General features: G+C 52.8%; 11 protein-coding genes. All 11 read left to right on the top strand.

Translation table 11 applies throughout. The features are described from left to right. Positions 1 to 19 precede the first annotated feature (19 nt). The 11 genes from Psch_RS08080 to Psch_RS08030 all read left to right on the top strand — a co-directional run bounded on the left by Psch_RS08080 (position 20) and on the right by Psch_RS08030 (position 13,594). A complete protein-coding gene (locus Psch_RS08080; protein ID WP_134218242.1) occupies positions 20 to 679 on the top strand; it encodes an energy-coupling factor ABC transporter ATP-binding protein in 660 nt (219 codons plus the stop codon). 12 nt (positions 680 to 691) lie between these two features. Further along, the gene (locus tag Psch_RS08075) at positions 692 to 1,423 is read left to right on the top strand and encodes an energy-coupling factor transporter transmembrane component T family protein (RefSeq protein ID WP_134218241.1); all 732 of its coding nucleotides are present in this window, start codon (positions 692 to 694) and stop codon (positions 1,421 to 1,423) included. Positions 1,424 to 1,488: 65 nt separating this feature from the next. Further along, entirely contained in the window at positions 1,489 to 4,905 is a 3,417-nt protein-coding gene (locus Psch_RS08070; RefSeq protein WP_190239819.1) for an S-layer homology domain-containing protein, read from the top strand. A gap of 91 nt (positions 4,906 to 4,996) precedes the next feature. Beyond that, positions 4,997 to 6,700, top strand: coding sequence for an FN3 associated domain-containing protein (locus tag Psch_RS08065; protein WP_190239818.1), 1,704 nt, complete (start codon positions 4,997 to 4,999; stop codon positions 6,698 to 6,700). Then, positions 6,697 to 7,353 carry a MotA/TolQ/ExbB proton channel family protein gene (locus Psch_RS08060; protein WP_243123984.1) on the top strand — a complete coding sequence of 219 codons (657 nt, stop codon included), beginning with the start codon at positions 6,697 to 6,699 and terminating at the stop codon, positions 7,351 to 7,353. The genes Psch_RS08065 and Psch_RS08060 overlap by 4 nt, the downstream gene beginning before the upstream one ends. Then, positions 7,328 to 7,642 (top strand): DUF2149 domain-containing protein, encoded by a 315-nt coding sequence (locus tag Psch_RS08055; RefSeq protein ID WP_190239817.1) that lies wholly within the window; start codon positions 7,328 to 7,330, stop codon positions 7,640 to 7,642. Before Psch_RS08060 ends, Psch_RS08055 begins: the two co-directional genes overlap by 26 nt. Positions 7,643 to 7,714: 72 nt before the next feature. Then, positions 7,715 to 9,256, top strand: a complete 1,542-nt coding sequence (locus Psch_RS08050; RefSeq protein ID WP_190239816.1) for an S-layer homology domain-containing protein — start codon at positions 7,715 to 7,717, stop codon at positions 9,254 to 9,256. 76 nt (positions 9,257 to 9,332) lie between these two features. After that, positions 9,333 to 10,229 carry an FN3 associated domain-containing protein gene (locus Psch_RS08045; protein WP_190239815.1) on the top strand — a complete coding sequence of 299 codons (897 nt, stop codon included), beginning with the start codon at positions 9,333 to 9,335 and terminating at the stop codon, positions 10,227 to 10,229. Positions 10,230 to 10,408: 179 nt separating this feature from the next. Next, entirely contained in the window at positions 10,409 to 11,521 is a 1,113-nt protein-coding gene (locus Psch_RS08040; protein WP_190239814.1) for a molybdopterin-dependent oxidoreductase, read from the top strand. A 217-nt stretch (positions 11,522 to 11,738) separates the two neighbouring features. Further along, positions 11,739 to 12,668, top strand: a complete 930-nt coding sequence (locus Psch_RS08035) for a chitobiase/beta-hexosaminidase C-terminal domain-containing protein (RefSeq protein ID WP_243120559.1) — start codon at positions 11,739 to 11,741, stop codon at positions 12,666 to 12,668. 302 nt (positions 12,669 to 12,970) lie between these two features. Further along, complete coding sequence (locus Psch_RS08030; RefSeq protein ID WP_134218233.1) at positions 12,971 to 13,594, top strand: RnfABCDGE type electron transport complex subunit G; 624 nt, start codon at positions 12,971 to 12,973, stop codon at positions 13,592 to 13,594. The last annotated feature ends 33 nt before the right edge of the window (positions 13,595 to 13,627 follow it).

Genomic DNA, 13,627 nt, shown 5'->3' with positions numbered 1-13,627 from the left:
CATAGCCGAGGCTGGTCTAATGGCTTATATAGAGTTGGAAAATGTTTCTTTTTGTTATCCTGGCCAAAGCAGGCCCGTTTTACGAGAGATCAATTTAAGCATCTTTAATAAAGGTGTTACCGCGATTACCGGAGCGAACGGCAGCGGTAAAACGACCTTTTCAAAACTACTTACAGGGATATTGACTCCGACAAAAGGACGGATCAAATTAAACGGACAGTTATTGACCTCCCTGACTCTGGCCCAAATCGGCCGCCAAATCGGGTATGTTTTTCAAAACCCTGATAAACAGTTGTTCTGTGAGACAGTGGAGGAAGAGATTGACTTCGGTGTGCGTAATCTGGGTTTGCCGCCGGACCAGGCGGCGCAAAAAGTCAGAGAGGTGATGGACTACTTTGAATTGACCCGGCACGCGCAAGCTTATCCCCTTAGCCTCAGCGCCGGGGAAAAAAGACGTCTGGCTCTCGCAGCCGTCTTTGCGCTGGAGCCCGGGTTACTGTTGCTTGATGAACCGACAACGGGCCTGGATCCCTATCGCAAAAAAGTACTGGGTGATTACCTGGATAAGGTGCTCGGCGCCGGCAGGGGAGTCGTGCTCATCAGCCATGATCAAAAATTTATAAACAGGTACGCCACCCGGTTAATCGGGCTCCGGGACGGACAGTTCATCGAAGAATAGGGGATATACAGCATGACCGGCCTTGACCCCAGGACCAAAATAGTGATTATTATTTGTCTTTCAACGCTGGCTGTTTTTCTTAATGAACCCCGGCCGTTGCTTTTATTGTTCGTTTTTACGCTGGTCGTTTTATTACTGATGCGTATCAATTTTTTCCGTATGGTTATGCGGTTTAAAAAATTGCTGCCTTTGCTCCTATTGATGCTGATAATTCAAAGCGTTTTTACAGCAGGCGGTGAAGTGATGCTTTCTTTTCAGGGCGTTAATATCCTTACGACCAACGGTATTCATTCCTCTCTTTCTATTTTATTCAGGCTGCTTACTTTTTTCAGTTCGGCCATGATCATCCTGACCAGCAACTCCAAAGACTATGTCCTTGCCCTGGTGCAGTTAAAAATCCCTTACGAAATAGCTTTTATGGTCCTGGTGGCGCTTCGCTTCCTGCCTGTTTTTATAGAAGAAATCAAAGACACTCTCGTGGCGATGCAGCTCCGGGGGGTTGACCTGCAAAGAATACCATGGAGGCACAAGATAAAATTTTACACGCATCTCTTTGCTCCCCTGCTCTCCAGCGTGATGCTCAAGGCCTACCAGCTGGCTATCACTATGGAAGCGAGGGCGTTTAGAGTATACCGGCGGCGGACTTACCTGCGCCTTTTACAGTACAGAGTCGCAGACTATGTGGTAATGGGTTTCTTTGTTATAGCAACGATCGCGGTGCTGGCGCAGGATTTCCTTTATTAAAGGCTGTCGGATAGCTGTAATAAGCTCCGGCCAATAAATATCAGAGGTATGGAGGTAGGTAACCGATGAAGCAAAAGAAATGGCGCTATAAGCTCTTGATGCTTGTCCTGGTTTTGCTGATGCTTGTTGGTACGGTTAGTCTGACGGCGCCCGCGGACGCCCTGGCCGCCGGGAGCGACATTACAATATCGGGTCCCGGACTGAACGGCCCCGGGCCCGTGACCATTACCCAAAACCAGCTCCGGGGTACGGAGTCAGTATCAGAAGGGGTTTATTTACAACAGCAAGATGTAATCTACAGCACGATTAACACTTGGCCCACCAAGAGCTGGTACAGGGGGCAGGGCGTCAAACTGACCGACCTGCTTGATTTAGCCGGGGGACTCAAACCGGAAGCCACACAGATCAGATTTACTTCCGGAGACAAGTTTAAAGTTACCTTTACGGTGGATGAGTTATTAAACGCCCCCCAGTATCGTTTCCCTAATTTCATGAGCAGCGGCCTTCCCGGCCATCTCCCCGGTAACCCGTCGGGTAAAGTATTGGTAGATACCATCATCGCCCATAGAAGTTTCTCTGCGCAAAGTTATGACGATATCCTGGATGCGGAAAACTTTAACCGTTCGGACGCCAATCTTCTGCTGTACGGGCAGCGGGCGGTAACCCAGCAGACCAATTCCAGGTTTTCCAAATGGGTAGTACAAATTGAGGTACTCACCGATCCCGTGCCCAAATGGGACAATCCCACGGTCACTCCGGCGCCTGGCGTGGTACCCGCGGGGACCATGGTGGAAATGCACAGTCCCTTCGACGACGAAGATAAGGTTCACTACACCCTGGACGGCAGCGACCCGACCATAGACAGCCCCATGTATAACTGGATTGCCAAACGGTGGTGGTCGTCACGACCTGATGATTTGGCCGAAATAAACCACAAAATCGGCCCCCTTAACCGCGACACCACCGTCAAAGCCGTTGTCATCGGTCCCGGCCGGTCGGACAGCGACATCGTCACTTTTTCCTACCAGGTGCCTGACTCTGCGTTGCTGACGGCTGATGTTACAGATAACGTAGTGGGGCAGCCGGTGGAGCTGACCTTTACGGACGATGCGGCCTGGCGGGCGGCGATCACCGGCGTGAGCGTGGACGGCGCAGACCTGGTTGACGGCGGATATACGGTTTCTGCCGGGAAGATTACCATTGCCGCAACTGTATTTACAAAAGCGAAAGATTACACTGTTGTGGTTAAGGCAACCGGGTACGAGGACGCCTGCGTGACGCAGACAATCAAGGCGGGCAGTGGCGGCAATCCTGACGGAGATGTAAAACTGACAATCACCGGGGACGGGGTGGCGGCTGAAAAGACGTATACCCTGGCCCAGCTGCAGGCAATGGACCAATATGAGCAGGTGTACAGCGCAATCAACACCTGGCCCAGTAAGAGATGGTGTGTGGGAAAAGGTGTCAAATTGAGAACCCTGCTCAATGAGGCGGGGATGAAAAGCAGCGCCAGCCTGATTAAATTTACTGCCAGCGATGGCGTTACAAGGACCCTTACGGTACAGGAGTTGCTTAAAGACAGGCGTTATTATTTCCCGGGATTAAAGGATAATGATGAAAACGGCGGGCAGGTACCCGGTTCTTCCGCAGGCAGGCAAGAGGTAGAGCCTATCCTCGCTCTGGAAAGTGCCGAAGGCAGTGTCGCTCCCGGCGATATGAACGGTATCAACGCCTTGCTGCTGATGCTGGGGCAGCGGGCTGTCACCGAACAAAATTTACAATTGTTTCTTAAGTATGTAGTAAAAATTGAGGTTTCGACCGAAGCGCCGGACAAGTGGGATGAGCCGGAGGCGGAGCCGGATAGCGGCGAGGTGGCCCCGGGGACCCTGGTAAAACTGAGCAGTGAGATAAACGATGATGATAAAATCCATTACACCACGGACGGCAGTCCCCCGACCATAGACAGCCCGATGTACAACTGGATTGCCAGCCGGTGGTGGTCGTCAAGAGAGAGTGAAGTGGACAGTATTAATCACCCGATCGAAATTACAGAAGATACGACTATCAAGGCAGTAACGATTGGTCCCGGTAAGAGAAACAGCAATGTCGTCACTTTTACCTACAAGGTGAAGGAAGACCCAACCGAGAGCAGTAAAATTTCATCCAGTCAAGGGGGCGCTGTAGAGTTCGGCAGCGGCGAAGCCCTCATTGAAATACCGCCTGGAGCGCTGACAAACTCTGATGCGGAGGTCGGCATTCGGAAAGTAAGCAACCCGCCTGCCGTACCTTCAGGTTTCAAGCTGCTGGGAAGTGTTTACGAGTTCCTTGTGGACGGCGAGAAAAGCTACAGCTTTGCTCAGAGTGTAACCATCACGCTTCACTTCGATCCCGGCGCTCTAGGCGAGGGTGAGATTCCGTCCATCTACTACTACGACGAGGAATTGGAGCAGTGGGTGAACCTCGGAGGTGAAGTATCCGGCAATACCATAACAATCCAGGTGGACCATTTCACCAAGTTTGCCGTAATGGTGGCCGGTGAGCCCGGGGTCGCGACCGGGCTAATCACGCCCGGTGAAGGCGGTACCGTAAGTCTTGGCAGCGAAGCCGCCATAGAAATACCGGCCGGCGCGCTGACCGGATCCAGTGCGGTAGAGGTAAAAATTGAGAAAGTTGCCGCCCCGCCCGCCGCGCCCGCAGGGTTCAAGCCGGCGGGCAGTGCGTATGCGTTCAGTGTGGACGGCAAGAGCAGCTACAGCTTTGCCAAGAGCGTAACCATCAAGCTCAGCTTCGATCCCGATACTATCAACGGGGGCGAGACTCCGGCCATCTACTGCTACGACGAAAAGTCGGAGCAGTGGGTAAACCTCGGTGGTGAAGTATCCGGCAATAGCATAACAGTCCAGGTGGACCACTTCACCATGTTTGCCGTAATGGTCGTCGTGCAGGAACCGGCTCTGACAGATATTGCCGGCCACTGGGCTTTTGACAGCATCAACAAGCTGCTGGCCACGGGATCCATCGGAGGGTATCCTGACGGAACTTTCAGGCCTGATAACCCCATATCCAGGGCTGAATTTATCACTGTGCTGGTGAAGGCGTTCGGGTTGGAGCATAAGAAAGGCAAAAGCTTTGCCGACACGGCCGGGCACTGGGCCGAAGAATATATCGCTACGGCCACAGCCTGCGGGATAGTAAACGGTTATGACGGCGGTAATTTTGGTCCGGACGAGCTGATTACCCGCGAGCAGATGGCCGTGATGATCGTCAAAGCAGCCAAAATCGCTCCGGCAGCAGAAAATCCTTCGTTTGACGACAGCGACAGCATTTCCGGGTGGGCCGCAGAAGCTGTTAACACCGCGGCCGGGAGCGGAATTATGAAGGGGTATCCCGATAACACCATCCGGCCTCAGGGCAACGCAACCAGGGCTGAGGCTGTGACGGTTATTATAGATGCGTTGAATATAAGCTCGTCAAATAGTTGATAGAGTATCGCCGCATCAAGCTGTGACTGCCGTTATGTGATTGGATGGCAAACGCCGGCTGATCAGGGCAGCGTAGTGAAAGGGGGGTAACATGCAGGCTGATAAAAGGAAAGGAGATAAACCGGTGGCGGAAAGAAGACACACCGTATCTCCCCGCTTAATAAAGAGATATTGCCAACTTTTGCTGACTTTCCTGGGTTCACTGCTGCTTGCCGCTTTGCTTCACATAGCTGCGCCCGGTGTTGCCCTTGCTGAACCGTCGAAATCGGTTGAAATTACCGGCGAAGGGGTAACGAATCCCGTAACGTTAACCCTTGAACAACTTCAGGCAATGGAACAATACCAGCATGTATATAGTGTGATAAATACCTGGCCCACCAAGAAATGGTATGTTGCGGAAGGGGTCAAATTGCGGACTCTGTTTGATTTAGCGGGACTCAAAGAAGATGCCGCGCTGGTCAACTTTCTATCGAACGACGGTTTCGAAGTGGCGCTTACGGTACAGGAGCTGTTAAGCGATAAGCGATATTATTTTCCATACTTAATGGATCATCACCCCACTGACGGGAGTATTCCCGGTTCTCCGGCGGATGCGGAAGAGGTGGAGCCGATCCTCGCCCTGGTCAGCGCCGAGGATAATAACGATCCGGCCGCTATGAACGACAGGGACTCATTGCTTCTGGTGCTCGGTCAGAGGGTAGTAACCGAGCAGACGAATCCTTTATTTTTAAAATATGTCAATAGAATCGAAGTACTCACCGCTCCTCCCCCAAAATGGGAGAATCCAAAGGCGGATACAGACGAAGGGGAAGTGCCCGCAGGCGCCTTGATCAGACTGAGCACCAAGCGTAATGACATGGATAAGATTTATTACACCACGGACGGCAGCACCCCGACCTTGAACAGTCCCGTGTTTAACGCGAGCGCCAGCCGGTGGTGGCCGCTGCGGGATGATTTGGACCGCGTCAACAAACCGATAGAAATTAACGAGGACACAATTATCAAGGCCATAACCATTGGGCCCGGCAAGCTGAACAGCGACGTCGTCACCTTCACCTACAAAGCTGATTTCACGGGCCGGGCCGCCGAGCGGGCTAAGCTGCCCGGCGGACCGCCCACCGGGGTGACCCTGGATCAGAACGCAGTCAACCTCAAAATCGGCAGCACCTACGAGCTGTCGGCGACCGTAGGCCCCAGCAATGCCGTCGACAAGAGCGTGCTCTGGAGTTCCAGCGACACCAGTGTGGCCACGGTGGATAACACCGGCCTGGTGACGGTTGTCGGGCCGGGCACGGCCGTCATCACCGTAAAGACGGTAGTTGGGGGCTTGACGGCCAGCTGCGTTGTGAATGGGCCAAACCAGGAGCAGGCTGGTAATGGGCAGATTGTTGCGCTTGAGGAAGAGCCTGAAGCGCAGGAGGAACAGGCCGGGCCGGTTGAGCAAGCTCCGGCGGAAACGGATATGGCCGCAGCTGAGCCAAAAAGCGCCGACGAAATCCAGGAGGAGCCTGTTGAACCGAAAGAGCCTGACGAGCCGGAGAAGCCGGTCGAAAACGGGCAGTATCTGGCGGAGAAGGAGGCTTTAGCCGCCGCTTCAACAACTCCGGAGGTCTCTGCGGCGCCGCCGGACAGCCAGCCTGTTCAGGTGTACGAGATGTCGGTCGATGCCGGACCCGCGCAGCTGCAGTTGGAGCATAATGACATGGACATTTATACAGCAGGGGTGTTTGCTTTCCTGTTTCTTTTCGGAGCAAGCAGAAGGTACCTGGAATACGCGAGGGAGGTTGAAATGTGACCCTTGATATGTTGACGCCGCTCAGAGATACGATGCATACTATTTCGTCCGGTTTACTGGCGCCTGCCATTGTCATTCTGCTATTGTTGTTGGCGGTTTCGGTAATAGAGTTGGGCGGCCTGCTGGTGGAGGTCCTCACCGAGCGGCGCAAGATGAAGGTCAATGTGCCGGAGATGGTGGAATTCTTCCAGGGTAAGGATGCCGGGGCGATCATGCGCGGTATTGAGAGCAGCGGCCTGTTCAGGCGACAGAAAGCAGCTCTCGGCGAGCTAATCAGGCACGGCAGTTTACCGGCCGCTTCCTTGCAGGCGCTGGCCCGCAAGCTGCTTGCCGCCGAGGAGCTGCATTATGCCAGGATCACCAACAGAACTGACCTGGTGGCGCGGTTGGGACCCATGTTGGGGTTGATGGCTACTCTGATTCCACTGGGACCCGGTATGATCGCCCTGGGCCAGGGCGACACCAAGACCCTGGCGGAATCACTGCTCACCGCCTTTGACGCGACCGTGATCGGCCTGGCAGCCGCCGGCGTCGCCTATGCCGTCTCCCGGCTGCGGAAAAGATGGTATGAGGGATACTTGAGTTCTCTTGAGGCCTTGATGGAAAGCTTGCTGGAGGTGTTTGCCCGTGGACGGCGGATTGAGGAGCAGTAGACGCAGAGTACCTGAAGATGTCAGTCCCCTCGAGGGCGCCATCAATATTGTAGATGCCATGCTGGTTTTTGCCTGCGGTCTGATGCTTTCTCTGGTCATACACTGGAACGTAGACCTGAGCCGGGTAGGGGAGCGCATCAACCTTAATCGCGGTCAGGAGGTGACCGGGACACCGGAGATCAGGGACGATTTGATCGAAACGCAAGGGGAGGGCAAACTTTACGAAAAGATGGGCACGGTTTACAAGGATCCCGCTACGGGGCAGCTGTTTATGCTGACCGGTGAATAATCCGGTTCGTCCGTATTCGTGATGTAACCGCCCGGGATCTTGCTGGCATACAACAGAAAGGAGAGTTTAACAGTGCAAGCTATAAGTCTGCAGCGGAAGAATTGGTTTTATGGTTGTTTAATAATCATACTGGGTCTTTTACTTTTCTGTATGGCTAACATGATGACGCCCGCAACGGCCCTGGCCGCCGGTACGGATACCCTCGAAATCACGGGCGATGGTGTAACCACGCCTTTGACCTTAACCAGGGAACAGCTTGAGTCAATGAAACAATACCAGCATGTGTACAGCGCCATCAACACCTGGCCTACCAAGAAATGGTATGTCGGGAAGGGAGTCAAGTTGAGAGACCTGTTTAAGCAGGCGGGTATGACCGAGGAGGCCAGGCTGATTAGATTTACTTCGAGCGACGGTTACGTAGTAAACCTGACCGTAAAAGAATTACTGGAGGATAAAAGGTACTATTTCCCTGGCCTTAAGGGTAATACCGCAAAAGATGGCGACGGGCATATTCCCGGCTCTGCAGCGAACCCAAAAGAGGTGGAGCCTATACTCGCTCTGGAAAGTGTTGAAGGCAGTGATAACCCGGACTATATGAACGACTTGAATGCACTGCTGCTGATGCTGGGGCAGCGGGCAGTTACCGAGCAGAATGGTAATTTGTTCAGCAAATATGTCAATAAGATCGAGGTGCTCACAGCAGAACCGGAAAAATGGGACGCTCCGCAGGCGAATCCGGTTAGTGGAGAGGCGCCCGCAGGTTCTATGATAGCGCTGAGCAACGCCCACATGGATGACGATAAGGTTTATTACACCACGGACGGCAGCACCCCGACCTTGAACAGCCCGATGTATAACTGGATTGCCAGACGGTGGTGGTCGGCGCGGGCGGATGATTTGGGCAAAGTGAATTGCCCGGTAGGACCTATTAATGAAGATACAGTCATCAAGGCAATAACGATTGGTCCCGGTAAGTACGACAGCGATGTCGTCACCTTCACCTATCAGGTCGCAGGGGCTGAGTCTGAACCCGGAACAGAAGGACCCGCACCCGGTACAGGAGAGCAAAATAAAGAAGAAGAGCCGCAGCAGACAGTAAACTTAAATGACGTCGCAGGCCACTGGGCCCTGGACAACATTCATAAGCTGGTGGCGCAGGGCTGCATCAGCGGCTATCCCGACGGCAGTTTCAAGCCCGACAGCACCATTACCAGGGCCGAGTTCGCCGCCGTGCTGGTGAAGGCGTTCAAGCTCGAGGATAATGACGGCAAGACTTTTACTGATACAGCGGCGCACTGGGCCAAGGACTACATTGCCTCGGCAGCGGCAAACAGTCTTGTCAATGGTTATGCCAATGGTGCTTTTGGTCCGGACGACCTGATTACCCGCGAACAGATGGCCGTGATGATCGTGAAGGCCGCCAAATTGGCGCCGGCCGCGGAAGCGCCCCGGTTTGCCGACAGCGGCAGTATTTCCGCATGGGCCGGGGAGGCCATTGCCGCCGCTACTGAAAACGGGATTATGAAGGGTTACTCGGATAACACCATCCGGCCCGGAGGCAGTGCGACGAGAGCCGAGGCTGTGACGGTAATTATAAATGCGTTGAATAAATAGTTGAAGAATGTCCTCAAACGTATGCCGGCGCTTATCATTCTGCAGCTTTATTATGGCGTGACGGGAAGTGAAATCAATGAAAGTGAAAAGTTTTCTCTCTAAAAAAATTTACCTTCCGGTTGGCCTTCTTCTCATGCTGTGCATTCTCCTGACTGCCGCCTGCAATAATGGGGGTGCGCAGCAGGATAAGGTCAGCAGCAATGAGAGCGACAAGGCGGTTGTGGTTACCGGCAACGGTGTGACGAAAGAACCCCGGCTGACTCTGGAAGAGATGCTGAAGTTGCCGGGCGCCCGCTTTGATCACGTCTATTCCACCATCAACAACTGGCCGGCAGCAAAGAAGTATGCGGTCAGGGGAGTCAAATTAGCGGCAGTACTGCAAGCCGCCGGCATTAAAGATGAGGCAAAATGCATTACGGTTAAGGGCAAAGACGATTTCGAGTGGTCCTTTACACGGGAGCAGTTGTTGGATACCCCGCGGTATTATTTTCCGGAAGTAATGGCGGGAGATCCGGCCGGCGCCCAGCCGGTTGAGCCGGTTATCGCTTATGAGTACGTGGAAAACAGCGATAATCTAAGCGAGGCCAGGGCGGACGATTTATGCCTGATCATGCCGCAGGCATGTGTTAACGAGCAGGCCAATCACACTTTTGTCAAAGGCGTCAGGGAGATCCTGGTGACTGTGGAAGACCCCGGAAAATGGGAGAAAGCTACCGTCTTTCCCCAGACGGAATATGTTGCCGCCGGGGATACGGTAAAACTGCAGCATAAGGAAACCGGCAAGGTGAAGATGTATTATACGCTGGACGGCTCCACGCCGACCGAACAAAGCACGCTCTATAATCCCAGCACATACCAGCCTGAATTGAACAAGCCCATCAAAATCGAGCGGGACACGACCATCAAGGTTTTAGTTAAGGGTTTCGGCAAATATGACAGTGATATAGCTGAGTTTCGATACAGAATTCAATAGACAGCGATGCCGCTATCACGGCGCCATTAGAGGATAAAAGCCATTTTTCAATGTCATTCTGAACGATAATGAAGAATCTTGGTGTGAACCCCTTCGCTGCCGCTCAGTACGACGCCGGCAAAAGGAGGAAAACTTGCAGCCCAACAATATTTTCAGAGTCGTAAAGGGGGGGTAATGTGTTGCTTAAGAGCGGAAAGGGTATATATCTTTATCTGGTTTTGCTCCTGATATGGATCACCCTGACCGGATGCGCCCAGCAGAACACTCCTACCCGCAATCCGGAATATGAAAGCCAGAATGTTATCGTCGAGGGCGACATAGACCAGCCTAAAGAGATCACTGTAGGAGAAATGCGGGCGCTTCCCCAACAAAAACTTGACGCCAGTCTCACCCGTACCACCGGGCTTCTGGAAGAGTTTAAAGCAACCGGTCCTGAGGTCAAGGATGTGCTGGAACACGCGGGCATCAATTATCAGGATTATAAGGGCATCGGCTTTGCCGGAAAGGATGATTATTATTGTCTGGTAACGCCGGAGATCATGGCTGAACGCCAGCTGATCCTGGCTTTAACCATCGACGGGCAAAGTGAACTGCCGGACGAATTGCGCCCCGCGCGGCTCTGCGTGCAGGGGGAGTTCGGCCCCTACTGGGTGAAGATGGTCGACAGGATTATTTTGTACAAAGAGATTCCGGAGAAAGATATCAATTCCGTTTGGGTTTTTAAAAACCTAGCGGAAGGGATTGAACCTTACCAGTATGAGTATTACGGCAGTAAAGACGACGCCATTGAACTGGCGCAGATCTTTTCCCGCTTTGACAATGTCAACAGCAAGGCCTTCTTTACGATGAAATCATCGGATGGCTTCAAGAAGAATGAAGCCATAAACATGGTCAGCCAGCGCTATTACATCAAAGTTACAGGTGAGGGCGCGCCGATGAACATGGCGCCCAATATTAAGCTGGGTATGAACGTCATGCATATCGCCTGGTTTTCCACCAATGCGGACGCGGCATTTTTCCCTGAGGAAATAGTGGAATTAACCGGGCAACAGCAGATAGAAGCTCAAAAAGGGATTTCTTTACGGGCAATTCTGGAGGAAGTCGGACTGACGGATATTGACAATAAGCAGTTCGAGCTAGTAGGTACAGACGGCAATAGCGTTAAGGTAAGCGGGCAGGACCTTAACAAAGGAATTCTGCTTACCCAAGATGACGGCTCCTATCCGGTAGTCTGGACGGAAGGGGAAGGGCTGAGCCTCATTGATAACTTGATGCGCATCCGTTCTGTTTAAGGAAAGAAGATACGTTTCGGACGCCGGACCTTAGACGTCAGAAGAACAATTCACATAGTAGCAGCATCATTCTTCGCAACAAAAGAACACACCTCCGCCAGCGGGAAGGGGACACACCTCTGCCGGGGAATGTCCCCAATTAGAGAATGTCCCAGATGAAATGCGCACGAGAAAGTTCCCCCAAAATACTGCCTCAGGAGAGATGACAGTGCTATGGATGAATAGGCTGCTTAAAACAATAGGATTCGCGGCGGTTTTGCTGATCGCATGCTTAAGCCTGATCACAGGCTGTCAGGACCAGAAGCGGGAAACGACCCCGCAGACGGCCGGTATAGCGCCGGGCAGTACCGGCCTTGAAACCGGCAACCCCGGCGGTGAACCGGACATGCTGACGATTACGGGAAACGGTGTAGAGCGTGAAACCAAATTTACCCCCGACGAACTGAAGAGCATGGAAGACGCTCTGGCCGGCGCCTGCTACTCGGCCGTAAACAACTGGCCGGCCAAAAAATTTATTGTCGGTAAGGGTGTGAAGCTCACCCACCTGCTGCAAAAGGCCGGGATCAAAGAGGATGCGCAAACAATCATCTTCAAGGCCGCGGACGGTTATAACGCCAGTTTTACCAGAGAGCAGCTGGAGGAAAAGCGTTTTTGCTATCCGGATCTGTTGAAAGGCAGTGCGGAGGGAGCAGTGGAAGTTCCTATGATCCTGGCCTGGGGGTATCAGGAGGACACCAGTAATTTGAGTGAGGCGGCCAGTGGTAAACTTCGCCTGCTTTTTGGCCAGACAGGATTGAACGATGCGGCCACCGCCGCTTTCGTCAAAGGTGTGACCACCATCGAAGTATTGACAACGCCGCCGGGCCAGTGGGGCGCGGTCCGGGCCGAACCTGCGCCCGGGAAGGTAAAGCCGGGCACAGGGGTCGTTTTAAGCCATCCTGAACAGGATCTCGTCAAGATATATTACACCCTTGACGGGAGTGAGCCGGATGCGAAGAGTTTGCTTTATAATCCCAGCACTTCCTACTTCCGGCCGGAATTGAATAAGCCAATTCAGGTTAACCAGACTGTTACCATTAAAGCTATTGCAATTGGTTTCGGGAAACACAACAGCCAGGTAGCAATATTTAATTACGATGTGGAATGAGCGGAAAAGGGGCATATACCTGCCGCTAGAGTGGCGCCACGTATCATGAAAATACCAGCCGATGTAGGCGCCATTTCAATCGCACACGGCGCGCCAGCGCCGCACTTGTGGCAGCCAATGTTGCATTTGGGCGAATGAATTCGCACCTCAGGGTAGGAGACCTATTTTGCCAGGTGTATCTCCAACTAAGGGAGCGGCGATCAAGGGTAAGCCGGTGAGCAGAAGTACATATCGGTAGAGCTGTATACCACCCTAGGAAGCAAGGACGCGAAACTCAGGTATCAGATGGGAGTTGTGAAAGCGTGCGAAAATGCGTAGTCTTGCTGTTTGCTGCTGCAGCTATCCTGGTTTTAACCGTGACCGGGTGCTCTTCCGGTAATTCAAAAAAAATGACGCCTCCCCAGAAGGAAGCCCTGCAGGAGTTGCTGGGAAGCGAGCAGGAAATCGCAGACGAAGCTATAAAGGGCATCGAACTGACGGAGGAAGTTAAAGAAAAGTTTCCTGCCGTAAAAAATGCTTACGAAATAACTTGCGGCGAGCAGAAAAATTATGCTTTTTTATCAAGTCCTCTGGGCTACAGGAGCGCGATAGACCTATTTGTTTTAATAGATGGCGAAAAAAACGAGTTGCTGGGGATCAGAGTATTGCAGCATGATGAGACACCCTTGTACGGAGGAGATAGTCTGACCAAAGAATGGTTTTTGGACCGGTTTAACAACAAAAGCGCCGGCGCCTATTTAAACAGAGTGGTTCTGGAGCCGTCCCGGCCAAATGATATTATCCAGATTACCTGCGCTACAGTAAGCTCCCAGGCAGTGATCAACGGGGTCAACGCCGCAATGGGGACCTACCGCGAGTTGCTCCTGGGGGAGGAAGCTGAGCCGGTACCCCTGAAGGTAGAAGGGTTTGTCACGGAAATACAGTAGGGGAAGGATACCGCTACCACGTAATCCGGGAGT

The sequence above is a fragment of the Pelotomaculum schinkii genome (assembly GCF_004369205.1).
GTDB lineage: Bacteria > Bacillota > Desulfotomaculia > Desulfotomaculales > Pelotomaculaceae > Pelotomaculum_C > Pelotomaculum_C schinkii.
Note: the sequence above shows the minus strand (reverse complement) of the source record. Positions and strands in the feature narration are given on the sequence as shown.